The organism is Spirosoma gilvum (assembly GCF_054776815.1).
The window spans coordinates 217,902-242,937 of the sequence record NZ_BAAHBH010000004.1; the positions used below are offsets into that span (position 1 = coordinate 217,902).

The 25,036-nt window shown below is 47.0% G+C and carries 23 protein-coding genes; 9 read left to right on the forward strand and 14 right to left on the reverse strand.

Going from position 1 to position 25,036, the window contains the following annotated elements:
• Positions 1-64 precede the first annotated feature (64 nt).
• The gene (locus ACYVFD_RS12340) at positions 65-2,629 is read left to right on the forward strand and encodes a TonB-dependent receptor (protein ID WP_461090384.1); all 2,565 of its coding nucleotides are present in this window, start codon (positions 65-67) and stop codon (positions 2,627-2,629) included.
• Between the two features lie 272 nt (positions 2,630-2,901).
• Here the strand turns inward: ACYVFD_RS12340 and ACYVFD_RS12345 are convergent, their stop codons facing one another.
• From ACYVFD_RS12345 to ACYVFD_RS12355, 3 genes are all read right to left on the reverse strand, one after another.
• A complete protein-coding gene (locus ACYVFD_RS12345) occupies positions 2,902-3,294 on the reverse strand; it encodes an ExbD/TolR family protein (protein WP_020597408.1) in 393 nt (130 codons plus the stop codon).
• A gap of 81 nt (positions 3,295-3,375) precedes the next feature.
• Positions 3,376-4,086: a MotA/TolQ/ExbB proton channel family protein gene (locus ACYVFD_RS12350; RefSeq protein ID WP_461090387.1), complete on the reverse strand. Its 711-nt coding sequence runs from the start codon at positions 4,084-4,086 to the stop codon at positions 3,376-3,378.
• A 224-nt stretch (positions 4,087-4,310) separates the two neighbouring features.
• Positions 4,311-5,282: a zinc-dependent alcohol dehydrogenase family protein gene (locus ACYVFD_RS12355; RefSeq protein ID WP_461090389.1), complete on the reverse strand. Its 972-nt coding sequence runs from the start codon at positions 5,280-5,282 to the stop codon at positions 4,311-4,313.
• 234 nt (positions 5,283-5,516) lie between these two features.
• On the opposite strand from ACYVFD_RS12355, the gene ACYVFD_RS12360 reads away from it, so the two are divergent.
• Entirely contained in the window at positions 5,517-6,242 is a 726-nt protein-coding gene (locus ACYVFD_RS12360) for an MIP/aquaporin family protein (protein ID WP_461090391.1), read from the forward strand.
• Positions 6,243-6,346: 104 nt separating this feature from the next.
• Here ACYVFD_RS12360 and ACYVFD_RS12365 read toward each other — a convergent pair whose 3' ends face one another.
• Positions 6,347-7,693, reverse strand: a complete 1,347-nt coding sequence (locus tag ACYVFD_RS12365) for an FAD-binding protein (RefSeq protein ID WP_461090392.1) — start codon at positions 7,691-7,693, stop codon at positions 6,347-6,349.
• Between the two features lie 77 nt (positions 7,694-7,770).
• Between ACYVFD_RS12365 and glpK the strand changes: the two genes are divergently transcribed.
• The gene (glpK, locus tag ACYVFD_RS12370; protein ID WP_461090394.1) at positions 7,771-9,270 is read left to right on the forward strand and encodes a glycerol kinase GlpK; all 1,500 of its coding nucleotides are present in this window, start codon (positions 7,771-7,773) and stop codon (positions 9,268-9,270) included.
• Positions 9,271-9,381: 111 nt separating this feature from the next.
• On the opposite strand, the gene ACYVFD_RS12375 is transcribed toward glpK, so the two are convergent.
• From ACYVFD_RS12375 to ACYVFD_RS12420, 10 genes are all read right to left on the reverse strand, one after another.
• The gene (locus ACYVFD_RS12375; protein WP_461090395.1) at positions 9,382-9,789 is read right to left on the reverse strand and encodes a Dabb family protein; all 408 of its coding nucleotides are present in this window, start codon (positions 9,787-9,789) and stop codon (positions 9,382-9,384) included.
• Between the two features lie 168 nt (positions 9,790-9,957).
• Positions 9,958-11,184: an NADP-dependent isocitrate dehydrogenase gene (locus tag ACYVFD_RS12380; RefSeq protein WP_461090396.1), complete on the reverse strand. Its 1,227-nt coding sequence runs from the start codon at positions 11,182-11,184 to the stop codon at positions 9,958-9,960.
• Between the two features lie 94 nt (positions 11,185-11,278).
• Complete coding sequence (locus ACYVFD_RS12385) at positions 11,279-12,526, reverse strand: AGE family epimerase/isomerase (protein ID WP_461090397.1); 1,248 nt, start codon at positions 12,524-12,526, stop codon at positions 11,279-11,281.
• Between the two features lie 103 nt (positions 12,527-12,629).
• Positions 12,630-15,119 (reverse strand): endopeptidase La, encoded by a 2,490-nt coding sequence (gene lon / locus ACYVFD_RS12390; RefSeq protein ID WP_461090399.1) that lies wholly within the window; start codon positions 15,117-15,119, stop codon positions 12,630-12,632.
• A gap of 166 nt (positions 15,120-15,285) precedes the next feature.
• A complete protein-coding gene (locus ACYVFD_RS12395) occupies positions 15,286-15,780 on the reverse strand; it encodes a DUF6702 family protein (protein ID WP_461090400.1) in 495 nt (164 codons plus the stop codon).
• 61 nt (positions 15,781-15,841) lie between these two features.
• Positions 15,842-17,161, reverse strand: coding sequence for an RIP metalloprotease RseP (rseP, locus tag ACYVFD_RS12400; protein WP_461090402.1), 1,320 nt, complete (start codon positions 17,159-17,161; stop codon positions 15,842-15,844).
• 162 nt (positions 17,162-17,323) lie between these two features.
• The gene (locus ACYVFD_RS12405; protein ID WP_461090404.1) at positions 17,324-18,496 is read right to left on the reverse strand and encodes a 1-deoxy-D-xylulose-5-phosphate reductoisomerase; all 1,173 of its coding nucleotides are present in this window, start codon (positions 18,494-18,496) and stop codon (positions 17,324-17,326) included.
• On the reverse strand, positions 18,489-18,746 hold the full coding sequence (locus ACYVFD_RS12410) for a type II toxin-antitoxin system RelE family toxin (RefSeq protein ID WP_461090406.1): 258 nt from the start codon (positions 18,744-18,746) through the stop codon (positions 18,489-18,491). The genes ACYVFD_RS12405 and ACYVFD_RS12410 overlap by 8 nt, the downstream gene beginning before the upstream one ends.
• Positions 18,746-18,967, reverse strand: a complete 222-nt coding sequence (locus tag ACYVFD_RS12415; RefSeq protein WP_461090408.1) for a hypothetical protein — start codon at positions 18,965-18,967, stop codon at positions 18,746-18,748. The genes ACYVFD_RS12410 and ACYVFD_RS12415 overlap by 1 nt, the downstream gene beginning before the upstream one ends.
• 4 nt (positions 18,968-18,971) lie before the next feature.
• Positions 18,972-20,474, reverse strand: a complete 1,503-nt coding sequence (locus ACYVFD_RS12420) for a GH3 auxin-responsive promoter family protein (RefSeq protein ID WP_461090410.1) — start codon at positions 20,472-20,474, stop codon at positions 18,972-18,974.
• Positions 20,475-20,674: 200 nt separating this feature from the next.
• Between ACYVFD_RS12420 and ACYVFD_RS12425 the strand changes: the two genes are divergently transcribed.
• From ACYVFD_RS12425 to ACYVFD_RS12450, 6 genes are all read left to right on the forward strand, one after another.
• Complete coding sequence (locus ACYVFD_RS12425) at positions 20,675-21,076, forward strand: hypothetical protein (RefSeq protein ID WP_461090412.1); 402 nt, start codon at positions 20,675-20,677, stop codon at positions 21,074-21,076.
• A 176-nt stretch (positions 21,077-21,252) separates the two neighbouring features.
• Entirely contained in the window at positions 21,253-22,278 is a 1,026-nt protein-coding gene (locus tag ACYVFD_RS12430; RefSeq protein ID WP_020597389.1) for a rod shape-determining protein, read from the forward strand.
• An 84-nt stretch (positions 22,279-22,362) separates the two neighbouring features.
• Positions 22,363-23,199, forward strand: a complete 837-nt coding sequence (gene mreC, locus ACYVFD_RS12435; RefSeq protein WP_461090414.1) for a rod shape-determining protein MreC — start codon at positions 22,363-22,365, stop codon at positions 23,197-23,199.
• A gap of 124 nt (positions 23,200-23,323) precedes the next feature.
• Positions 23,324-23,830 (forward strand): hypothetical protein, encoded by a 507-nt coding sequence (locus tag ACYVFD_RS12440; RefSeq protein WP_461090416.1) that lies wholly within the window; start codon positions 23,324-23,326, stop codon positions 23,828-23,830.
• Positions 23,831-23,914: 84 nt separating this feature from the next.
• A complete protein-coding gene (locus ACYVFD_RS12445) occupies positions 23,915-24,406 on the forward strand; it encodes a GAF domain-containing protein (RefSeq protein WP_461090418.1) in 492 nt (163 codons plus the stop codon).
• A 174-nt stretch (positions 24,407-24,580) separates the two neighbouring features.
• Complete coding sequence (locus ACYVFD_RS12450) at positions 24,581-25,024, forward strand: DUF4890 domain-containing protein (protein WP_461090420.1); 444 nt, start codon at positions 24,581-24,583, stop codon at positions 25,022-25,024.
• The last annotated feature ends 12 nt before the right edge of the window (positions 25,025-25,036 follow it).

Consider the following 25,036-nt stretch of genomic DNA (forward strand, 5'->3'; position numbering starts at 1 on the left):
CGTCTAAGTTCCACGCGCTACCGGCGTTTTTTTATGAAGTAGTAGAATTCTATTATCTGATCGAATGAATACAAAAGTTCTTGTTACCTGTTGTCTGCTATCAGCAACAGCCGCTGCCCAAACGCTTCGTGGCCGCGTCACGGATGAAAGTAATGGCAGCTCATTGCCAGGCGTAACCGTTATGTTGGTTGGACAGCAAATGGGCGCAACAACGGATGCGAACGGCGATTATGTACTTCGGCTGACACCTGGTCAGCATACCCTCAGATTTACCTACATAGGGTATCAGGCCGTTGAACAATCCATCACGGTCGAGGCTTCCGGCACAACGTATAATCTAGCTCTGAAGCCTAGCCAGACCAGCTTGAATGAAGTTGTGGTGGTTGGCTCGCGCAATTTGAATCGCTCCGTTACCGACTCACCCGCTCCTATCGATGTTATTGATGTTCGACAGGTAACGACCAAAACCGGCCAGCTGGATGTAAACCAGCTACTTCAGTTCGTAGCTCCCTCCTTCAACTCCAACCGGCAAACCGGTTCCGATGGAGCCGACCATGTCGACCCGGCTACCCTTCGCGGATTAGGCCCCGACCAGACGCTCGTTTTGATCAACGGCAAACGTCAGCATCAATCCTCTCTGGTCACCCTGTTTGGAACCCGTGGCCGAGGCAATACCGGTACCGATTTAAATACGATTCCAGCCGCAGCCATTGAACGTATCGAAATCCTGCGCGATGGAGCAGCTGCTCAGTATGGTTCCGATGCCATTGCCGGTGTTGTTAATATCGTTCTTAAGTCGTCTACTAATCAATTGACTGCCAATGTTAATTATGGTGCCTATCAGGCGAAGTATCGTTTCGATAGCCAATCCTTCGACGGTGGTAATTTTAATGTGAATGTCAACTATGGCCTGCGGCTTGGTAAAAGTGGGTTCCTTAATCTTACCGCCGATTATAACCAGCGCCAACATACCAACCGGGCGAATACACCAGGTATTGACTCAACCCTGCAAAGACGACAATTCGGTGACGCGAAAATCAGCAATACATCCTTGTATGCCAATGCTCAGATTCCGCTCTCCAACCATTTGCAGCTCTATAGTTTTGGGGGTATCAATATTCGGAAAGGTGATGCTTATGCCTGGACCCGCGCGGCCGATAGCCCACGAAATATTCCTTCTATTTACCCAAATGGCTTCGACCCGATCATCACCAGCGATATTGTCGATGGTACTTTCGCGGCTGGTTTACGAGCCGATCTGCATGGATGGAATGTCGATTTCGGGAATATTTTCGGATCAAACCGATTCGATTATGGCGTAAAAAATACGCTTAACACCTCATTAGGTGCCAGTTCGCCACGCGAATTCAATGCCGGGGGATTTCAATTACAACAGAACGTAACTGGGTTGCATTTTACCCGCTTTTTCAAAAACACACTACAAGGGCTTAATATAGCCTTCGGATCGGAGTTCCGGATTGAAAACTACCAGATTTTTGCGGGCGAGGAAGCTTCTTACAAGGCCTACGATATTGCTAAACCGGCTGGCTCTCAAGGGTTCCCAGGGTTCCAACCCAGCAATGCGCTAAATAAAAGCCGTTCCAATTTCGGCCTCTATATCGATACCGAAGCTGATCTCACGAAAGCGTTTATGATCGGTGCAGCCGCACGCTATGAAAACTACAGCGATTTTGGTAGTACCCTGAATGGAAAACTATCCGGTCGGCTCAAAATCAGCCCAGCCTTTATGCTCCGGGGTACATTGAGTACAGGTTTCCGTGCTCCATCACTGGCACAGGTTTATTTTAACTCAACCATTACCAATTTCGTAGGTGGTCAGGCTGTGCAGGTACAAATTGCCCAAAATGGCGGTGTCGTCACACAAGCGTTGGGCGTTCCGCCCCTCAAGCAGGAGACTTCCGTTAACGCCAGTCTGGGTTTCACTAGCCAGTTAGGCAGTGGATTCTCGCTGACTGTCGATGGGTATTATATCCGCATCAAAGACCGGGTTGTATTGACGGGCCAATTCTCCAACGATTTACCCGAAATCGCTAGTGAATTAGCGAAGCTCAACGTAAGTCGGGTGCAGTTTTTCACAAATGCTATTTCAACCCGAACACGCGGTATCGACATTGTACTATCCCATCATGCCCAGCTTGGCAAGGGTCGGCTGAATACGTCCCTCGGATTGAATATCAATTCATTGGATACCATTAGCGTAAATACAAACGCGAAGCTGAAGCCTTATAAAGATCTTTATTTTGACCTGCGGGAATATTACTTTGTAAAAGCATCGGCCCCACCTTCCAAGGTGAACTTAACGCTCGATTACAGTATCAATAAGTGGGCTTTCCTGCTACGTATGGTTCGATTTGGTGAAGTTAAACTAGCGAACTGGAATTATGATCAGGCTAATCTGGATGTATACCGCCCAAAAATGACTACCGATCTATCCATATCGTACCGATTTACCCCACAGGTTGGCTTGTCAATCGGAGGATCGAATATTTTCAATGTTTACCCTGATCTGCACCGGGCCGATCTGACTGAGTCGGGTGGAGCGTGGGACCCGGTTCAAATGGGCTTCAATGGCGCTTACTGGTTTGGGAAATTAAACTTCAGATTCTAGATTAACGTGAATTATGGACATGTCATCTACCAAGGCATTATTAATCAGCCACTTGCGGTGGCATATTTTGTCATGCTGGCGAAGGAAGCACCCTAATTCGTCCTTATATATTAGTGACGAAATCTTAAGATGCTTCCTTCGTCAGCATGACAAAATGACGCTGGTCAGTTGTCTATAATTCACGTTAGATAAAGCAAAAAAGCAGCGGCTGCGCCATTTTGGAGACGCAGCCGCTGCTTTTTTAATTACCCAGCAATCTTTTATTGTTACCCCTATTTTGATGTCGCCATTACCATTTTGATATTTAATTTGGCGCCCGTTTGCAGCACATCGACCAAATCCTGAACGGTCAGACTTTTATCGAACCGTACCACAACCGTCGGCTCGGCAATACCAGCCATGATGGTTTTCAACTCATTTTCCAGATTGGCGGGATCAACAGGCTTCTTGTCAATAAAGTATTGTTTTTTGTCATCGACGGATAGCGTCACCTGCTTCTTGCTCAACTGCTGCGACGATGCCGCTTTGGGCAACATCAGCTTAATGACGTTAGGGTTGGCTACCGTTGAGATAATGAGGAAGAACAACAACAGAAAAAACATGATGTCGTTCAGCGACGAGGTCGCCACTTCGGCAGCAAACTTATTTTTTCGACGGAGTTTCATAATTGCAATGGATAATGAATGATGAATAATATGCTAGCATCTAGCCCCATTTTTCATTATTCATTTTACATTATTCATTCGTTACCGAACACGTGCCGGTTCGTTGGTTGGTTTCTGAAGCACCTCGATAAATTCAAACGCATTGATTTCGAGCGCGAGGGTAAACCGTTCGATCATCATGTTGAGCAGGTGATAGCCCGTATAGGCAATAACCCCGACGATCAGACCGGCTCCCGAGGTAATCATTTTCTCGTACAGACCACCCGCAATGATCCCAACGCTAATGTTATCGGACAGCGAGATGTCGTAAAAAATGCGGATAATCCCGGAAATCGTTCCGATAAAACCCATCATCGGCGCAATACCGGCAATGATTCCCAGATAGCCCATGTTCCGTTCCAGACGCGACAGTTCGATCTGGCCAACCGTTTCGATGGTGCTTTCAATTTCCCGAATGGGCGAACCAATCCGACCGATAGCCTTCTCAAAAACCCGGCCCATTGCCGTACGCTGGTTTTTGGCGAATGATTCGGCCGATCGGATATTTCCCTGTGCCACCATATCGCGGATATTATCGATAAAGTTAGCGTCGGTCTTTGATTGGGAGCGAATGACAAAGTAGCGCTCAAAAATGAGGTAGAGCGCAGCAAAAAATAAGAGTGCGATGGGAATCATAACCCAACCCCCTTTGGCTACCAGGTCGAATAACTGGAGCGATTGAGTTTGGGTGCCCGCTGTGGCAGACAGCGAAGCGGCTGTAGTATCGACAGCCGGAACCTGAAGCAAAAGCATACGAACGAGTCGGGTAAGTGGATGAGGTAAGACCAACAGAGTCGTTACTGGAACAAACGTGTGGGTTTCACCGGATATTGTTTCAAAGATACATAAGTAACAAAGACATCGTGTCTGATGTTAACAAATACTGCCCGGATGACGGGTCTACTTAGCAAATGCTTGTCTTACAGCAGTAAGCAAACAGGCATGTAATACGTCCAGAAAGCGTATACAGCAAACCGTCAGGGCTTCACTAAAATCTTGCCCCATCGTCCGTGTCGCTCCGCATGCTCAACCGCTTCCCTAATTTGATCGAGTGAATAAGATGCCTCCACAGGCAATTGAATCTGACCGGATGCAAGCAGACTAATCACTTGCTGGGCAACGTCCTGCCGGGTTTGGCTATCCACTCGATGCATCCAGTCGGTTAACCAAAAGCCTCTAATCGTCAACCCTCTGAATATCATCAGGCCCGCATTTATTTGAGGATCTTGCAGACTTAAAACCCCATATATTAACATGGTACCACCTTTACCAAGGCATTTCAAGGCTTCGGTAGCCGTATGGCCGCCAACGGCATCGAGCACACAGGTTACGCCAGCACCTTCGGTGATTTCTTTTACTCGGGCAGTCAGATTTTCTGTTTCGACATTAATGATCTCTGTGAGGCCAAGGGCTTTCAATTCCGGGTTCAGATCGTCGCGTCGAACGGTGCCGATGGTTTTGATGCCCCGCATTTTGCATAACTGGATAACCATTTTACCAAATGCAGAACCGGCAGCCGTGAGCATCAGCCAGCCTCCTTCCGGTACTTTCGAATCCTGTACCATCGCATAAGCGGTAAATGGATTCACAAATAACTGAGCAGCAACATCATCCGACATACTGTTGGGTATCGGAATCAAACTTCGATGGTGCGCAATCGCATACTCGGCCCAGGTCCCTATACTTGTAAAGCTTACCCGCATACCGGTACGCATCTGAACACCTTCGCCCAGCGCATCAACAACGCCCACTCCTTCAAATCCTGCTCCTGACGGCAATTTCGGCCTAATCCCGTATAGATTCTGTACGAACATACTATCCGACGGGTTGATCGGTGCCGCAATTACTTTTATCCGAACCTCATTAGGACCAGGTTCTGGCAAAGGCGCATCAGCGGTTTTAAGAATATCAATAGGCTTTCCTATATGGTCAAAAACAACACGTTTCATCTGCTAATGAATGAGTTAAAGAATAAAAGGTTAGTTGAGTAATAAACAATCCGAGTTCTTTTATGCCTTGAATTTGGATTGCGGCCAAAAATATAATTTAATTTGCATAAACTATTCCTAAACCTCGAAATCAAGTCATTAGTCAATAGGCGTCAATCGATAGCCAGTAAGTAATCATACTTCACATGCTTTCTGACAATTGACGACTATTGACTGACGACTATTTTCTTCCCAATGCACACCTCTCCGTTTCTAGGTGAATTAATAGGTACAACCGTTCTGCTGTTGTTAGGTAACGGTGTTGTTTCCAATGTAGTTTTAAAGCAAACCAAAGGCGAATCATCTGGTTGGATTGTCATCACGGCGGGCTGGGCGTTTGCGGTTACGATGGGCGTTTTCGTTGCCAAAGCATTTGGTAGCATCGATGCTCACCTGAATCCGGCCGTTACGGTTGCGTTTGCTGTGGCTACTAACGATTTTAGCCATGTAGTTCCGTATATTATAGCCCAAATGATCGGTGCTTTTCTGGGTACTACGCTCGTCTGGTTACATTACCTTCCTCATTGGGCTGCGACTCCCGACCCCAGTGCCAAGCTGGCTTGTTTTTCGACTGGGCCTGCTATCCGCTCAACCGGTGCCAATTTCCTAAGCGAAGCGCTCGGTACGCTCGTTCTCATTCTGGGCTTGGCCGGTATCTCATCGAAAAACCTCGGCGAATTAGCGATTGGTGTTGGGCCTTATCTAGTAGGTATTCTGGTCTGGAGCATCGGCCTTTCGTTAGGCGGCACGACGGGCTACGCGATCAATCCAGCCCGTGATTTAGGCCCACGACTAGCTCATGCTGTTCTTCCCATCTCGGGTAAAGGCTCGTCTGACTGGAGTTATTCGTGGATACCTGTTGTCGGTCCAATCGTTGGTGCTATTGTGGGTGGCCTGCTGATTCGGGGATTCGCATTATAAAAGTTATAACACAGAGATACACGGAGCGAAAAGAGATGCACAAAGAATTACTCTGTGTTCCTCTTTTCACTCCGTGTATCTCTGTGTTATAACTCTCTAAAATCTTAGCTTCCGAAAATATTCGTATCCAGAAAGGCATTGCGGAATTTGCCCTGTGGATCGTAATCCATCACCATTTTCTTGAATTCCGGCATCTTCTCATAGCGCGATTGTAGCTGCTTAGGCGCAATAGTGAATAGTTTGCCCCAATGAGGCCGGGTATTGAACGGTGCTAATTCTTTCTCAATCATAGGCAATACCTTTCTGACCGAAGGCCAGTCCTGCTTCCAGGTAAAATGGATAGCTAAGCTAGGGCGCTTGTAGCAGGGGCTCATCCAGAGATTATCGGCATCGATGGTACGTAGTTCGGTAATCATCAGGTGAGGACTCACAAACTTATTCAATCGCTCAACCGCCAGAATCGCATCAACTGCATTTTTCCGGTCTACAAAATATTCCGATTGCAGTTCCTTACCGCTACTCGGTGTAAAACCCATTCGGAAGTGTGGTAGCCGCTCATACCAGGGACCAGGTACGCCCATCTGCTCCGTACAGTTTACGGCCGACAGCTCGGCAATGGGGTGCAGATTCTTCGTCGCTCGTTTAGCGCCGTAAAATTCGGGCTTGGCTTCCAGCGTTTTTCCTGCTTCGACCTTACGCTTGATCCAGACTTCGTTGACCCGTTTTTTCTGCCAGTCGGTAAACAGGCTCACGCTATATCCGCTCGACATAATAGCCTCGAAATGCTCCTGAAGTTGTGCCAGCGGAAGGTTTTCGTACACATCCTGCCGCATCTGGAACGTCGGTTGAATATCGAGGGTGATTTTCGTAACGGCTCCTAACCCACCCAGATGCACCACAGCGGCTTTGAAAGCATCTCCATCTTTGGCTCGTGAAAGCGTACGAACTTCACCTTTGGCCGTGACAAGTTCCATAGCGGCAACGGCCGTAGACAGATTTCCATTTTTTACGCCGGAGCCATGTGTAGCGGTTGCGCAGGCACCGGCTATGGAAATATGCGGTAAGGAAGCCAGATTATGGAGCGCAAATCCTTTTTTGTCCAGATACGGTGCCAGTTGACCATACTTCATACTGGCATCGACGGTCACCGTTTTGGCCTTTGTATCCAGCGAAATCACATCGTCCATCTCGGTCAGCGAAATGAACTGATGCGTACTATCGGCGATGCCGTTGAAACAATGCCGGGTACCCAGTACTTTTAGTTTAGCCTGTTTTTTGATAAACTCCTGTACTTCCTGAATCGACTTCGCTTTAGTGAGTTTAGTGGTACTGTATTCGTAATTGCCGGCCCAGTTTCTGATTTTTTCGTCAGCTACCCAACTAGCCAGTGGAGACAATAACGGAGCGGCCATTAGTGTAGATGATAATTTGAGAAACGTTCTTTTTTGCATGGTTATAGGGTTTTTCGCTAAACTAATTGGATATTTTGGCAATATTACGCACCCAAACGAATATCCCTATACTCTTTATGCCCTCTTACGTAGCCGCCATCGACCAGGGAACAACCAGTACCCGTTGCATCGTCTTCGACCGGCAAGGTCAGATTGTTTCACTGGCCCAGAAAGAACACAAGCAAATTTATCCACAACCCGGCTGGGTCGAACACGATCCCGAAGAAATCTGGAAAAATACCCTCGAAGTAATTGCCTTAGCGCGGATAAAAGCCAAGCTTTCGGTACAGGATATTGCTGCAGTTGGTATTACCAACCAACGCGAAACCACAGTTGTCTGGAATCGGCGGACGGGAAAACCGTATTATAATGCCATCGTCTGGCAGGATATGCGGACGGCCGATCTGGTCAATCAATTTTCCGCCGATGGTGGTCAAGATCGGTTCCGACCCCAGACAGGCCTCCCTTTAGCTACCTATTTCAGCGGGCTGAAACTTAAATGGCTGCTGGACAATGTACCGGGTTTGCGGGAAGATGCCGAACGGGGGGATGCTTTGTTTGGCAATATGGATACGTTTGTCGTTTGGAACCTGACAGGTGGCCCCAATAACGGCCTGCACCTGACTGATGTGACCAACGCCAGCCGCACACAGCTCATGAATCTTCAGACCCTTAACTGGGATGACGATCTACTACGAGACTTTACTGTTCCTCGAATTATGTTGCCGCAGATTCGTCCAAGCAGTGAAGTGTATGGCCATGTCGTTTCAGAAGTGTTGCCGGGCGTTCCGGTAGCCGGTATTCTGGGCGATCAGCAAGCAGCGCTGGTTGGGCAAACCTGTTACGAACCTGGTCAGGCAAAAAACACCTACGGAACGGGTTGTTTCCTGCTCATGAATACAGGCACAGAGCTACGCACTTCGACCTGTGGACTGCTGACGACCGTGGCTTATCAATTCCAGAACGAGCCGGTTCATTATGCACTCGAAGGCAGCGTGGCCATCACGGGCGCACTCGTACAATGGCTGCGAGATAATCTGGGTATCATTAAAAAAAGTACCGACATCGAAACCCTCGCCCGATCAGTAGAGGATAATGGAGGAGCGTACTTTGTTCCGGCGTTTTCGGGTCTGTATGCACCGCACTGGAAAGCTGATGCGCGTGGGGTTATTGCCGGATTGACGCGTTTTGTCAACAAAGGGCACTTGGCCAGAGCCGTTCTGGAAGCAACCGCTTATCAGACTGTCGATGTCGTACGGGCCATGGAACAGGACGCGGGGGTATCGCTCAGTTCGTTACGGGTCGATGGGGGGATGGTTGTCAATTCGCTGCTGATGCAATTTCAGGCCGATATGCTTGACCGACCCGTCATCTGCCCACAGATGACCGAAACTACGGCACTGGGAGCCGCTTATGCTGCTGGATTAGCCGTTGGCTATTGGCAAAACCTGAACGATTTACGGCAGAACTGGGGAATCGCCAAAACGTACGAACCCGCTATGGAAGAAGCCCAACGGGCCAAACTCATGCGCGGCTGGCAAAAAGCCATCGAACGCTCGTTTGGCTGGGAAGAATAAATGTCATTCGTAGTCAGAGATTGTCATTTTTAGTCATTTATTGTAGGCTGTTGGAGCCAGAAACGTTACGATGAATAACCATAAATGACAATCTCTGACCACGGATGACATTTATTTTGCCTGATTGGTAAAGTCGACGACGGTCAGATCACCAATCCAGGGACCTACTACTTTCCCAAACTCTTTGTGAGCCGGGTGAGGCAGGTAAGCATCCCGGTCTTTCTCCGAATCAAATGTCAGGATAAAGGCGTGGGTCAAGCCGTGCGCATGGTTTTCAGGGCTGTTGTTGGTACCCCATTGAAATCCTTTGATTTCTTTAATTTTTGAGGGCAGCGCTTCAAAAGCGGCTACGATTTCTTTCACCTTATCTTGTGTCGTCTCGGGCTTGAACTTGAAGAGGACGATATGTTGAACAGAATTACTTTTCATAGTTTTTACAGGCGGATCGCCGTTCAATGTGTGTGCGTTTGCAGTAACCGATAACAGAGCGAAAGCCGCAAGTATAAGAAGTTGTTTCATGATTAAACGAGTTTAGATTATCAAAGAAAAGAAAAGTGCCGCCCTACTTGAGAGCGGCACTGTCTGAACCGGGATTTATGTGATTTAACTGACCGACTTTGATTTTGACTGTCTAGCTTTCTTTGAAAACCATTTTAATAAAAATCAAGGTCAGTCAGTTAAATCAGTTTAATCCCGGTTCAGTTTCGCTTTCAGGTTGGTATCCAGCGCTTCGAGGAAGTCTTCGGTGTACAGGTAATGCTCACCCGCTACCAGATTCTTCACATCGGGGAATGCAGATAGGGCCAGATCCTTGGTCATTTTACCGCTTTCAACCGTTTCTACGCAAACCGCTTCGAGGGCATTAGCGAAATCGATCAGTTCCTGATTGTCATCCAGTTTACCACGGAATGCCAGACCACGCGTCCAGGCATAGATCGAAGCGATCGGGTTGGTCGACGTTTTATTCCCTTTCTGGTATTCGCGATAGTGACGGGTAACGGTACCGTGAGCGGCTTCAGCCTCCATCGTGTTACCATCGGGTGTCAACAGAACGGACGTCATCAGACCCAGTGAACCAAAGCCTTGGGCAACCGTATCCGACTGAACGTCACCGTCATAGTTTTTACAAGCCCATACGAAGTTACCTTCCCATTTCAGCGCCGAAGCCACCATATCATCGATCAGGCGGTGTTCGTAGTGAACGCCAGTGCTTTTGAACTCGGTTTCGTAGATTTCCTGGAAGATATCTTTGAAACGACCGTCGTATTTTTTCAGGATCGTATTCTTGGTCGAGAGGTACAACGGCCAGCCTTTCTGCACGGCTACGTTGAAGCACGAACGGGCAAACCCTTTGATCGACTCGTCGACGTTATACATGCCCATGGCTACACCTGGACCTTTGAAGTTGAACACTTCGTACTCCTGTACGGTACCGTCCTCACCTTCAAATTTCATGGTCAGTTTACCTTTGCCAGGTACTAGAAAATCCGTAGCCCGGTACTGATCACCAAACGCATGGCGCCCTACGATAATCGGTGCTTTCCAGTTTATGACCAGACGAGGAACGTTGCTCATTACGATTGGCTCACGGAACACCGTACCATCCAGAATGTTCCGGATTGTACCGTTCGGCGATTTCCACATCTGCTTCAGATTAAATTCTTTAACACGGTCTTCGTCAGGGGTAATCGTAGCGCATTTGATACCCACACCGTATTCTTTAATGGCATTGGCCGCATCAATCGTTACCTGGTCGTTGGTTTCGTCGCGGTATTCGATGCCGAGGTCGTAATATTTAATATCAACGTCAACGTAGGGCAGAATCAGCTTGTCTTTAATGAATTTCCAGATGATACGGGTCATTTCGTCGCCATCCAGTTCGACAACCGGATTCGCTACCTTAATTTTCTCCATTGGACTTGGTTCTATAAACGATTGAAAACGATACAAAAACTTGGTCGCAAAAGTAGTGAATATCGCCCAAATCAGTATGGATCGGCTTGCACACTTATGAATTAAGCGAAATACGAGAACGGCCGGGTTGTGGTGTCGCTTTAAGCGGTTCACATTTGGGCAAAAGCTGCGCCGTTTCGGTCAGGCAACGGATAAGGGAATAGCAGCCAACGGCCGGAATCGCTTTGGCCGCCAGCAGGGGTTGTGCCTGAGCATCAATGACCAGATGCCAGCCTGTGGTTTTGGAGTCGGGGAAATGCTGGAAGGTATAGTCGTGGATACGCTTAAACCACTTCAGGCAATCCGCATTGTTGGTATGGTAATAGCATTTCAAAAGGGCTGAAAGGGCTTCTACATGTACCCAGGCCCATTTTTGCTGCGTATCCGGAAAGATAAGAGGTTGGCCTTTGAAATCAATATACAAGTTGAGACCAGTTGTAGTTTCATCCCATGCCTGCTCACACATTTGCTGGCACCAGGCCACAAACTGTGACACTACTTTACGATTAATTAAGCTAGTTAAAGTACTTTTTGACCGGCTGGTTTCGGCATACACATCAAGCAAATAATTAGCAGTCTGAAACGTCAGGCCAACATTCAACCGACGACCTTCGGGTGTGTTCAGGAATGCCCCATCCGGCAAAATGGTTTCGCGAAGGGTATCCGTCCGTCGATCGACAAACTCATGCAAGATTTCCTGAAGTATCGCTTCCAAATACTGCCTCCAGGATTCGTCATCAAGCAGCGGCTGTATTTCCAGAATAGCTTTCAGAATGGCCAGTACTTCACCTAACTGTCGAGTCTGCCGAAAGCTACCTAAAGATGCCTGTTGCTCTCCCCGAATTACTTCCCGACGCTGAAGCATAGTTGATAAGGTCTGCTTTGTCAGCATAGCCCACTCATCCTCGCCCGTAGCCTGATGATACTGTGCATACGCCATCACCGTACAAGCGTTAGGTATAAGGTCGTTAGAAAGGGCTACTGGTCGACCAAGCCGGTCAACTTGAGAAAAACAATTGATATGCTCATCATGAGCAAACTGACTCAAAAAAGAAACTCCTTGCCGGGCATGATCGCGCCAAAGAGGTTGCCCGTCAAGTGTATTGTAGAGCCAGGCAAATGCCCATGCCTGTTGAGCCTGTAACGCAACAAATTTATCCCCCTCAATCACGTCCCCCGTCGTCGAAAGCAAATCAAAATACCCTCCCCAGCGGGCATCCTGGCTGTGTTTAAGCCAAAACGGTACCACCTGACGCAACAGCGCCTGCTGATACTGAGCAGAGAGTTTTTGAAAATCAAGCACTGGCAGGGTAATGTAAAATGAACAATGGGTAATATAAAATGAATAATGGATAATGAACACTAAGCTCGTTGTTCATTATCCATTATTCATTTTATATTACCTGCTAGTATACTTTCTCTACTTCCCGTTGCTCTTTTTCTTCGGGGAGGATGAATTTCATTGGCTTACCAACCTGGCCGGGCAATAAGGCAAAACTCAGCACCTGATCCACTGTATCGACGTAATGGAATTTCAGATCTTTGATGTACGTCTGATTGACTTCTTCAATATCCTTCCGATTTTTCGAGCAGAGGATAATTTCTTTAACTCCTGCCCGATTAGCCGCCAGAATCTTCTCTTTAATACCACCTACTGGCAACACTTTACCGCGCAACGTAACCTCACCGGTCATAGCGATATAAGGCTTCACCTTGCGTTGGGTATAAATAGATGCCATCGAGGTCAGCATCGTGATACCAGCCGAGGGCCCATCCTTCGGAACAGCACCAGCTGGAATATGAATGTGCAGATCGTAATGATTAAAAATACGGTAGTCGATTCCCAGATCATCGGCATGGGCTTTCAAGTAAGAAAGGGCCGTAATAGCCGACTCTTTCATAACCTCGCCCAATTGTCCCGAAAGGGTCAGTGCCCCTTTACCACGACTTAAACTGGATTCGATCATCAGGATTTCGCCACCAACCTGAGTCCAGGCAAGGCCCGTTACAGCACCGGCAATATCATCGTCGGCATAGAGTTCTTTGTCGAAAATCTCAGCGCCCAGCAGTTTAGGAATATCACTGGCTTTTACAGAGTGATTATACTCTTCCTCCATTGCAATGGATTTAGCCACTTTACGCACCAGTGCTCCAATCTTTTGCTCCAGATTCCGAACACCCGATTCACGTGTATATCCTTCAATAATTCGAAGGATTGCTTTATCCTCAATGACCAGGTCTTTGGGTTTCAAGCCGTGGTCTTTACGTTGCTTCGGAATCAGGTACTTCTTCGCGATCTGTACTTTTTCTTCAACTGTATACCCCGCAATATCGATTACTTCCATACGGTCGCGCAGGGCCGGATGAATCGTATCGAGCGAGTTAGCCGTGGCAATGAACAATACCCGCGACAGATCGAATTCCGTTTCGAGATAGTTGTCCATAAAGGTTGAATTCTGCTCTGGATCAAGCACTTCGAGCAGTGCCGACGATGGATCGCCCCGAAAATCAGAACTCACTTTATCAATTTCATCCAGAATGAACACCGGATTGGCAGTACCACATTTCCGAATGTTCTGAATGATTTTGCCCGGCATAGCGCCGATATAGGTTTTGCGGTGCCCACGGATTTCGGCTTCATCGTGAACGCCACCCAGCGCCATCCGGCTATATTTTCGGCCAAGTGCCTTCGCCACCGATTTACCAAGCGAGGTTTTACCCACACCCGGAGGGCCATACAGGCACAGAATCGGCGCTTTCATATCATTCTTCAGCTTCAGAACGGCCAGGTATTCAATAATCCGCTCTTTCACCTTTTCGAGCCCAAAGTGGTCGGCGTCCAGAATCTTCTGTGCCCGTTTCAGATCGAAATTATCCTTGGTATACTCATTCCAGGGCAGATCGACCATCAGCTCGACGTAGTTCATCGTTACCGGATACTCCGGTGCCATCGGGTTGATCCGCTGGAGCTTATTAAGTTCCTTATCGAAATGCCCACGTACTTCGGTCGACCATTTTTTACGATCGGCTTTCATGCGTAGCTCATCAATATCGCGGTCGGGACTATCCATACCCAACTCGTCCTGCAACACTTTCATCTGCTGACGCAGATAGTAGTCGCGTTGCTGCTGATCGAGGTCGGAAGATGCTTTGGATTGAATTTCACGCTTCAGTTCGAGCAGCTGCACTTCACGTAGCATGTATTCGAGCAACAAGCTAGCTTGCTGGCTACCATCAACCAGTTCCAGAAGTCGTTGTTTATCACCTACATCCGCATTCAGGTTCGAAGACAGGAAGTGAAGCAGAAACGTGGAACTTTCGATGTTATCTAATGCAATACGGGCTTCCTGAGGAATTTCGGGATTAAGCCGCAGAATTTTGTAGGCAGCATCTTTCAGGGATTGCTGTAACGCTTTTCCCTCTTTCTTGTTTACGTTCGGGAAGGAATCATCGATCTGGCGGACCTGTGCAGTCATGAACGGCTCTTCCTGCGTAATCTGCTGAATTTCAAACCGTTTTTTACCCTGAATAATAATGGTAATATTCCCATCGGGCAGCGTAATCATTTTAATGATGTAGGCTACCGTTCCAAACCGGTACAGATCATCGGCTGTTGGCTCGTCTTTCTGTTGATTGAGCTGAGCCACCACACCAATGATTCGATTACCTTTATAAGCACGCTTCACCAACCGGATCGACTTGGCACGCCCGACTGTAACGGGTATAACCATACCCGGAAACAATACCGTATTACGAACCGGCAAAATGGGAAGATTGGCCGGCAACTCATAGTCTTCATCTAACCCCTCCGGTGATCCGAGCGGAACAATTTCTAAATTATCCGAATCAAAATCGGTCATCAATAAACGGGTTGTTATTTCTTTATCGATAATCATATATACACTGTCAGCCTGACAGCTTCAATAATGGGTTAGCTACAGTTAGGTAGGGATAGAGCTAGCTGCAAGCACTATGCCAATCCTATTCTTATGACGAATTGACTGGCAAAGCGTTACAAGTACAATATTAACGGATTACTAACCTTAGTAACTCAGAAATTTATTAACCGAACGATATGTCCTGAACCGGCTGGTTTTTACGAAAGACGAACGTTTTTTTCTGACCCTGATATTGGATATTGACCATATTAACCTGGTCGTCAAACAACTCCATCAGGACATTTTGCTTCAGTAATCCGCCCCGAAATGGTTCGGCATAGGGCATTTCCAGATAAATCCAGTTTGCGTCTGCTTCTACTTCATGACCAACATATTTTAACGGTTTGGTCTGCTTTTGAGGATTTACGTAGCTAATGTGCGACAGGACGTATTTCTCAATAAGCTCATCGGCTTTTGCATTCGTTTCCAGATTGATTCGGCTATGTGACGCTTCAGAAAGAGCCTTTTCGAAATCGTCCGTAAATATGCGAATACTGATTTCAAACGATCGTTCTTTCGGATCATACTGCATCTGCGTGACGCTGGCGTGAAAGTCATGAGCCGGTCGGCTGGCACTTGATAGGACAAGACAAACCCAAAGAAGCAAAGGAAAACGCAAAGACCGCCAATAAAGACGTTGCGATCTTTGCGTTTTATTAGCGCCTTTGCGTTTTAATGCCTTAAAAAACAGCTTTAAATACATCGTTGAAAATAGCAAAAGCCATCAGACCGAGCAAGATAACCATACCCACTCGCTGAGCCCCTTCCAAAAACTTATCGGACGGTTTACGACCCGAAATAATTTCGTAGCCCAAAATCGTTGCATGGCCTCCATCGAGAGCAGGGATCGGTAACGCGTTCATAAAAGCAAGAGCCATGGAAAGCAGGCCCGTCATGCGCCAGAAATTCTCCCAATCCCAAATACTACCATATAAATTCTTGGCAATACCAATCGGACCACTTAAGGCTTTGGATGCTGATACTTCTCCCCGGAAGATTTTACCGAATCCTTTTATGTTGTCGAAAACAACCTGAAACGCTTTGTTTGTGCCAACTACCAATGCTTCGCCGAACGTATAATCCGTATGGCTTTGTTTTAGAAGAAATTCTGGAATAAATCCAATCTTTCCTTCTGCGGTAGTGGTCATATTCAAGGTTACTAAATTCCCTGAACGGTTAACGACTAACGTAATTGGCTTATTAATAAGTGGCTTCACTATGTCAGAAAATTCGTGATAAAACCGAATCGGCTTTCCGTTCACACTTGTAATAACATCACCCGGTTTTAAACCCGCTTTGATAGCTGGCTGATCAGGTGCGAGTAAATCGACTTTAAAAGGCCGGATTGGCTCAATAAACGGGCTATCTCCCTTCTTGCTATCCGACAATTTATTCAGGAAACTGTTTGGGATATAAATATCTTCCAGCTTGCCATCTCGCTCTACGGTATAATAGCTGTTAGTGCCTAACAGGACATCAGAGCTAAATACCTCACCAAAATCACTGAATGACTTACCGTTGATTTTTACAATCTTATCGCCCGTCCGAAATCCAATTTCTTTACCTAGTTCATTGGCAACAATACCATATTTAACATCCTGACTGGCAAGATACGTATTCCCGTTTTTGTAGGCCAGGATCACAAAAACCATAATACCGACAATCACATTGACGATAATACCCCCTAGCATAACGATCAACCGTTGCCAGGCTGGCTTCGAGCGAAATTCGTAGGGTTGTGGTTCAGTGTTGGTATGAGTCGTATCGAGTGATTCGTCGATCATGCCCGAAATTTTCACAAAACCACCCAGTGGAATCGCTCCCACACCGTATTCGGTTTCACCCCGTTTTATACTCCAGACTTTCGGTGGGAATCCGATAAAATATTGCTCAACCCGCATGCCAAACGCTTTGGCAGCCAGCAGGTGTCCTAATTCGTGTAATCCAACTAAAATAGACAAGCCCAGAATGAGCTGTCCGGCCATCACTAAAATTTCCATGTAATCAAAAACCGCTTCGGCGGGCCTTTATGAGAGGATTAGTTTTTAAGATTATTTAACGACTTAGCTTAGGGTAGCTTGCCGGGCAACGTGTGCAGGCAACCTAAATGTAGTGAGTTATGACCGTTAAAACGTTATGCATAGGTCATATAATACAAACAGCTAAACCAAACTTTTAATTCGTTCGGTGGCTAATCGGCGCGTTTCTTCATCCGTCCGAACGTAGTCCTCATAGGTTGGGCTTTGCACGAATGACGATTTGCTCAGGCAACTTTCAATGATTTCCGAAATTTCCAGGAAGCCAATCTGGTCGTTCAGGAACGCATCGACAGCTATTTCATTGGCCGCATTGATGATACAGGGCGCATTTCCTCCCCGATCGAGTGCTTCAAAGGCTAGCTGTAAATTTCGGAATGTATCGCGGTCAGGCTGTTCGAACGTTAAGGAAGGATAATCCAGAAAGTTGAAACGAGGGAAATCGGACTTGATCCGGTTTGGATACCCCAGCGCAAACTGAATGGGCAATCGCATATCGGGCAACCCCATCTGCGCCTTTAAGCTCCCATCTTCAAACTGAACCAGCGAGTGAATAATGCTTTGCGGATGCACCACAACGTCGATCTGATTCGATTGAAGACCAAACAGCCACTTGGCTTCGATCACCTCCAGCCCTTTGTTCATCAAGGTAGCGGAGTCAATGGTTATCTTGGCTCCCATCGCCCAATTCGGGTGTTTGAGTGCCTGTGCCTTGGTTACCGTCGCTAAAAACTCCCGTGTCTTGCCCCGAAATGGCCCTCCTGATGCAGTCAGAATGATTTTTTCGATCGGGTTATGAAACTCACCCACCAGACATTGAAAAATAGCCGAGTGCTCCGAATCGACCGGATAAATATTGACACCTTTCTGAGCCGCCAGCCGCGTAATAAGTTCACCAGCAACCACCAGGGTTTCTTTGTTAGCTAAGGCGATCGACTTTCCGGCTTCAATCGCTTTGATCGTTGGTAGTAGACCGGCATACCCAACCATAGCTGTCAACACCATGTCGATGGCATCCATTTGCACTACCGAGGCAATGGCTTTGGCACCCGCATACACCTTAATCCCCAGCGGGTCAAGTGCCGAAAATACCTGATCGTACCGGTCTTCATTACAAATGACAACTACATTAGGTTGTAACTCAATAGCCTGCTCAATCAGCAGATGGGCGTTATTGTTGGTTGTTAGCACCTCCACCTGAAACTGGTCGGGATGCGCTTTTATTACCTCAACCGCCTGCGTACCGATAGAGCCGGTCGAGCCCAGAATGGCAATATGTCGTTTTTTAATTTCAGTCATAAATGTCTTTTCGATTGCCCACTTTAACGACTTCAACCGTTACGATACTATCGTCAATAGTATAAAGTACTCGATAATCGCCAATTCGAATACGATAGGTATCGTCAACGCCTTTTAACTTTTTACAGTGGGCTGGGCGCGGATTGTCAGCTAAACCACGAATTGAAGATGATACATTATTCGCAATTTTTTTAGGAAGTGATTCAATCGCTTTTAACGCTGATTTTTTGATCGTAACGCTGTATTTCATTAATCAATAATGCCTTTCTCGCGTAACTGTTGTTCTGCTTCTTCCCAAGAGACCGTCTCTTCGTTTTTAACCAAAGCGATATCAAGCAGGTCTTCAAGTTCCTCCTGAAGTTGCATCATAATGTCATGGCCGGTCTGCCCAGTCCGTTTCAACTCATCAAGATCAATCACGATGGCCTTTTTCCGACCTTCGGCGTCCGTCAAATAATTAATTGCTTCCATAATCTTAAATCGTTTGTATGGTTTCCACTAGTCCATCCGCGATTTTACGGTCGTTGCTCAGCCGGGGTACTTTGTTTTGGCCGCCCAGCTTACCCTGAGACTTCATGTAACGTTGAAAAGCACCTCGTGGCAAAGCTGTTAATTTCAGTGGCTGCAAGATAGAACCGGTTATGAGATCATCATAGTATACGTTCAATTCTACCAGACGGTGGTTAATGTCTTGTGCGAATGTAACGGGGTCATGCGGGGGGGTAGCAAACTCAATGAACCATTCGTGGTAAGGTAACCCTTCTTTCGGGCTGACCATTGGGGCCACGGTGAATTCAACGACTTCGGTTTCGGGATGTTTCTGCATCGCAAACTGTAAGGCTTTTTCTACCTCTTCGCCGATAACGTGTTCGCCAAACGCCGAAATAAAATGCTTGATTCGCCCCGTTACCAGTAGTCGATACGGCTCACGCGACACGAATTTAACCGTATCGCCAAGAGAATATCCCCAAAGACCCGCGTTGTTGTTGATGATCACCGCATAGTTTTTCCCCAACTCAACCTCATCAATAGTCAGCCGACGCGGGTTATCGGTAAAAAACTCGTCGGCGGCAATGAACTCAAAGAAGATACCGCTATTCAGCAGCATCAACAGCCCTTCTTCGGTTTGTGAATCCTGAAAGGCAATGAATCCTTCCGAAGCGGGGTAGGTTTCGATGGAATCAATGCGTTTGCCGATGCTCTCGAAGAGTTTGGCTCGGTACGGTTCAAAATTGACTCCACCATACACGAACAGCGAAAAATCAGGAAAAACGTCTTTAATCAATTTGCCTGTCCGCTCCTGAATCCGGTCGAAATACATCTGCACCCAAGGCGGAATACCCGAGATCAGTGACATTGGTTCGGGCAAGGTTTCGTCAATGATTCGCTCCAGCTTCGTTTCCCAGTCTTCGATCGTATTGGTTTCGTAGCTGGGCATCTGGTTGGTACGTAGATAAGCCGGAACGTGGTGGTTGACAATGCCCGACAGCCGCCCAATGTTTATACCCACTTTCTGGGTCAACTCAGGACTACCTGACAGAAAAATGAGTTTTTTGTCTAAAAAGGCGCTGTTGCCCGTTTCATTGACGTAGTTCAGCAGGGCATCGCGGGCCGAGTTGATGTGATTCGGAATCGAATCACTCGTGATGGGAATATACTTGGTACCCGAGGTAGTACCCGACGTTTTGGCGAAATATAAGGGTTTTCCCTTCCAGAGCACATCACTATCGCCATGTAAAATCTGCTCGATGTACGGTTTCAGGTCTTCATAGTCGCGAACCGGAACCGCCTGCCGAAACTCCTCAACCGTTTGTACATCTTTCAGCCGATGATCACGCCCAAACACTGTATCACGCCCACCTTCAACCAATTTCTGAAACCAGTGTTGTTGAGCTTGGGCAGGCTGATACATCCAGTCTTGCTGACGCTCTACTACCCACTTAGCCAACGGCTTACTCGCTACTGAACGAATTCCCATAATAGTACAAAGGTAATGGAGAATATACTTCGTATGCTATGCTCATGATCAGGTTAGGCGGAATGGATTTTCAAACGGTAATACGCCTTGATCTGGATAATGGTTTACCGCTCCGACGATGGTCGTTCTACAAATAATGGCTATCAGCATGCAACCTCATTGACGACTAAGCGCATCTAGCCATAAAACAGATAACTCATATGAAAAAAATCATCTTCGCGCTAATCGTTATTTTTCTTGGAACAGGGTCCTGCATGGCTCAAGAGCGTATTCATGCTACGGTAGCAGATTTGCAAATGCTCCTCCAGCAAACATGCTCTACTGCATCGACAACGGTTATTAAACCGCTCGTAAAAGAGTATGCGATTCAAATTAACAACCATGTTTTTCCGTTAATGGAAACAACTCATCTGAATTGGAGCAAAAGCGGGAAGGACACCTATGAAGTAGAGTTCTTTTTACAAAAGGGAACGGCTGTTACTAGTATAACAGACCCCGGCTTTCGTCGAGCCTACTGGAAAATTTCGCTATCATCGAAGCAGGCCTGTCAGAAATTTATAGAGCTATTCGATAGTCTTCGTGCTGGGATGCGAAAGGGTTGATATTTTGTAACTACCTCGTATTTGTCTTATTACCGTTGAGAACCTATTATTTGAGCGCTGTAAAAACTATTTATCCAGACGTACGGCTGGAACGGGAATTTTATCAGATTCTCCCTATTTTTGTACACTTTTCAAAAAATCAGTACTCGTATTAAGGCGTTCTGCGTCAACCTATAATGGGACTTTTTAATTTTCTAACCAGCGACATTGCGATTGACCTGGGCACAGCGAATACCTTGATTATTCACAAGGACAGGATTGTGGTGGATGAGCCTTCGATTATTGCAATGGACAAAGTCAGCGGAAAAGTGCTGGCGATTGGCCATAAGGCCATGCAGATGCATGAAAAGACCAACGAAAATATCAAAACCATTCGCCCTCTGAAAGACGGCGTAATTGCCGACTTTACAGCCGCCGAGCTCATGATCCGGGGCATGATCAAGATGATCGATACGGGTAGCAAGCTTTTTTCGCCCTCGCACCGGATGGTCATCTGTATTCCATCGGGGATTACCGAAGTGGAAAAACGGGCGGTTAAAGACTCTGCCGAACATGCCGGGGCGAAGGAAGTGTACATGGTACACGAACCCATTGCCGCAGCTATTGGTATCGGCATCGACATTACCCAGCCTAACGGTACTATGATCGTGGACATCGGCGGTGGAACAACTGAAATTGCCGTGATCGCCCTGTCAGGTATCGTCTGCGAACAGTCGATTCGGATTGCGGGTGATGTTTTCACGCGAGACATCGTCGATTACATGCGTCGGGAACATAACCTGCTCATCGGCGAGCGGTCAGCGGAGCAAATTAAAATGGAAGTGGGTTCGGCCCTCCCTGAACTCGACAATCCTCCAGCCGACTACGAAATCCGGGGTCGTGACCTGATGACGGGTATTCCAAAAGAAATCAAGGTAACCTACAGCGAAATTGCCTACTCGCTCGATAAGTCGATCTCGAAAATTGAAGAGGCTACCATGAAAGCCCTTGAAATTTCGCCACCGGAATTGTCGGCCGATATTTATACCAACGGGATTCACCTGACAGGTGGTGGCGCTTTGCTGCATGGTCTCGATAAGCGTCTGGGAGCGAAAACTAAACTGCCGATTCACGTAGCCGACGATCCGCTCAAAGCGGTTGTAAAAGGTACGGGCGAAGTGATTAAGAACCTGGATTTGTATAAATCTGTTCTGATTAGTTAAAGTAACGCGGGTGGAAACCCGCGCTTTGTAGATGATCATTAAATCGCTATAGAGCGCGGGTTTCCACCCGCGTTACTTGTATATATGGGAGAGTTAGTTGATTTTTTCTTACGAAGCCGAAACTTCATTCTATTTGTGTTGCTGGAAGTACTTTGCTTTTACTTCATCATCAACACCAGCAACTATTGGGGAGTGACGTACTTCAACACGTCAAATCGGTACGCAGCTAAGATACTGGCCTGGTCGAATGCCGCTAATCAATACGCCAGCCTACGGCAAGTCAATGCGGACTTAGCGCTTGAAAACCAACAACTCCACGCTCGGCTAACCCAGCTACTTCAAAGTAAGCCAGCCTCCCCAGCGGAATATCAGGCCGATTCAGCTTTTGCGGGCCGTTTCAAGTTCACTGTAGCTAAAGTGGTGAATAACACCACCCAGTTTGCCAACAACTACATCACCATTGATAAAGGCACTGAAGATGGTATCCGTCCGGGTATGGGTGTTATCTCACCAACGGGTGTAGTGGGTAAAGTGAAAGTCTGTAATCCACATTTTTCGGTGATCACCTCCATTCTACACTCAGAATATCAGGTATCCTCGAAACTGGTAAAAGCGAATGAAATCGGAACGGCTACGTGGGATGGTGTCGACCCCCATTTGATGAAATTGGATGCCATTGCCCGGTATAAGGCCGTCGCCAAAGGCGATTCGGTTGTTACATCCGAATTTAATTCAACATTTCCCCCAGGAATACTGGTTGGTCGAGTGATGAAGGTTGGGGTCCAGCCGAATCAGACTTTTCACGATATTACCCTCTATCTGGCCACAAATTTTAGCAACCTATCGTTTGTGTACGTAGTCGAAAATCGGTTACAGGCCGAACAGGATCAGTTAGAGAAACAAGTTGAAACTGAAAAATAAGTTACGGTATTCGGTTTATAGTATTCAGTGGCGCAGAGCCGTCTTGCACGGTCCGCCGTGGCGGTTAGCCCGCCGTAAACCATAAATCGAATACCGTAAACCGAATACTGTAAACCATTTTGCTGTGACTTTTCGCGAAATTGTATCGACCGTATTGCTGTTTTTGCTCTACCTCGTATTGCAAATTGTGCTCGTACGGAATCTGGTGCTCTTCGATTACGCGTTTTGCTTTGTGTACATCGCGTGTATTCTCCTGCTGCCGAACGAAACGAGTTTGACCTGGCTTCTGATCATTGCTTTCGTGACGGGCATTATCGTCGATACGTTTTATAATACGCTTGGTATGCATGCAGCCGCAACGGTACTGATGGCCTACTGTCGACCGTTAATTGTACGTGCCCAAATCGATGTCCCCGGCCTTGAGTCACGAATCGAATTCTCTCTTAAAGAGTTGGGAACTGGGGCTTTCTTCCGATACGTTTTCATTTTAGCGCTTATTCATCACACAGCCTTGTTTTTCATCGAAGCCAGTAGTCTTTCGCTGATTATTCCAACGCTGATTCGAGTAGCCGCCAGCACCTTATTCACGACACTGAGTATTGTGCTGATCCAGTTCTTTACAAGAAACTAAATGATATAGGATGTATGATATATGATGTAAGGTATATTCGGAATACATCATATATCATACATCCTATACCTTACATCAAACATCGTGGCAGAAACACTCGTTCTACCCCAAACTACCAACCGGCAGACTATTTACGAAAGTTTGCTCCCACAGATAGCCGCACTGGTCGAAGGCGAAACCGATTTAGTTGCTAATCTGGCGAACATTGCCGCTGCCCTGAAAGAAGCATTCGGCTTTTTCTGGGTCGGTTTTTATCTTAAAAAAGATGACCAGCTGGTTTTGGGACCATTTCAGGGACCGATTGCCTGCACGCGTATTGCTTTCAATAAGGGCGTTTGCGGAGCTGCTTATACGCGCAAAGAGACAATTCTGGTACCAGATGTTGAACAGTTCCCAGGCCATATTGCCTGTAGTTCGGCGTCGAAGTCAGAGATTGTCGTGCCCGTGTTTGATCTGGCAGGAAACGTAACAATGGTACTGGATGTGGATAGTGATCAACTGGATGATTTTAGTGAGGCTGACACGATAGGGTTAGAAAAAATTGCACAATTAATCACTTCATTCCAGACGGCTTAAAAGTTTAAACACAGAGACACGGAGCACACAGAGGTTAAAAATCTTTTTTCTCTGTGTGCTCCGTGTCTCTGTGTTTAAATACCCCTTATCGGTTAAGATGTAATTAAAATCATGGTGTTGATTAAACCGGCAGTCATGTTGTCCGTCTCATAGTCGGATTAACAACAAAAAACCATGATTAAGAAACTTGTGCTGAGCGGGCTGATGCTTTCGCTCCTATCACTCCCCTTACTAGCCCAAACGGCTGCTACTGAAGCGCAGGCACCTACCCAATCCACCCCACGAATGGGTCGCGGTCGGGCGATGCAGCAATTTCAGGCTGCCGACCCTACCACGCGAGCCCAGCGAATGACCGACCGGATGACCAAACAACTTGGTCTGGACGAAGCCACTTCAAAAAAAGTATATGATGTAACGTTGGCACGAGCCCAAAAGGTCGATGAAATCCAGAAAGGCTCCGACGATAACAAAGCCAAAGCGCAGGCCCTAAAAGCCAATGCTGATGATTACAAAGCCAGGCTGAAAGCTATTCTGACGCCCGATCAGTTTGCAAAACTGGAATCCATGCGTGGCCAGATGCGAAAGGGGCATCGGGGTTCAGGCGATGATAATGGCTAGGACAGCAACCGA

Coding starts and splice junctions, on each gene's coding strand:
- rseP (WP_461090402.1), bottom strand. CDS start 17,161: ATGGAAATTTTAGTGATGGCCGGACAGCTCATTCTGGGCTTGTCTATT.
- ACYVFD_RS12420 (WP_461090410.1), bottom strand. CDS start 20,474: ATGGGAATTCGTTCAGTAGCGAGTAAGCCGTTGGCTAAGTGGGTAGTA.
- mreC (WP_461090414.1), top strand. CDS start 22,363: ATGGGAGAGTTAGTTGATTTTTTCTTACGAAGCCGAAACTTCATTCTA.
- ACYVFD_RS12410 (WP_461090406.1), bottom strand. CDS start 18,746: ATGAAATACAGCGTTACGATCAAAAAATCAGCGTTAAAAGCGATTGAA.
- ACYVFD_RS12380 (WP_461090396.1), bottom strand. CDS start 11,184: ATGGAGAAAATTAAGGTAGCGAATCCGGTTGTCGAACTGGATGGCGAC.
- ACYVFD_RS12355 (WP_461090389.1), bottom strand. CDS start 5,282: ATGAAACGTGTTGTTTTTGACCATATAGGAAAGCCTATTGATATTCTT.
- ACYVFD_RS12375 (WP_461090395.1), bottom strand. CDS start 9,789: ATGAAACAACTTCTTATACTTGCGGCTTTCGCTCTGTTATCGGTTACT.
- ACYVFD_RS12405 (WP_461090404.1), bottom strand. CDS start 18,496: ATGACTGAAATTAAAAAACGACATATTGCCATTCTGGGCTCGACCGGC.
- ACYVFD_RS12450 (WP_461090420.1), top strand. CDS start 24,581: ATGATTAAGAAACTTGTGCTGAGCGGGCTGATGCTTTCGCTCCTATCA.
- ACYVFD_RS12360 (WP_461090391.1), top strand. CDS start 5,517: ATGCACACCTCTCCGTTTCTAGGTGAATTAATAGGTACAACCGTTCTG.
- ACYVFD_RS12350 (WP_461090387.1), bottom strand. CDS start 4,086: ATGCTTTTGCTTCAGGTTCCGGCTGTCGATACTACAGCCGCTTCGCTG.
- ACYVFD_RS12425 (WP_461090412.1), top strand. CDS start 20,675: ATGAAAAAAATCATCTTCGCGCTAATCGTTATTTTTCTTGGAACAGGG.
- glpK (WP_461090394.1), top strand. CDS start 7,771: ATGCCCTCTTACGTAGCCGCCATCGACCAGGGAACAACCAGTACCCGT.
- ACYVFD_RS12345 (WP_020597408.1), bottom strand. CDS start 3,294: ATGAAACTCCGTCGAAAAAATAAGTTTGCTGCCGAAGTGGCGACCTCG.
- ACYVFD_RS12430 (WP_020597389.1), top strand. CDS start 21,253: ATGGGACTTTTTAATTTTCTAACCAGCGACATTGCGATTGACCTGGGC.
- ACYVFD_RS12340 (WP_461090384.1), top strand. CDS start 65: ATGAATACAAAAGTTCTTGTTACCTGTTGTCTGCTATCAGCAACAGCC.
- ACYVFD_RS12365 (WP_461090392.1), bottom strand. CDS start 7,693: ATGCAAAAAAGAACGTTTCTCAAATTATCATCTACACTAATGGCCGCT.
- ACYVFD_RS12415 (WP_461090408.1), bottom strand. CDS start 18,967: ATGGAAGCAATTAATTATTTGACGGACGCCGAAGGTCGGAAAAAGGCC.
- lon (WP_461090399.1), bottom strand. CDS start 15,119: ATGATTATCGATAAAGAAATAACAACCCGTTTATTGATGACCGATTTT.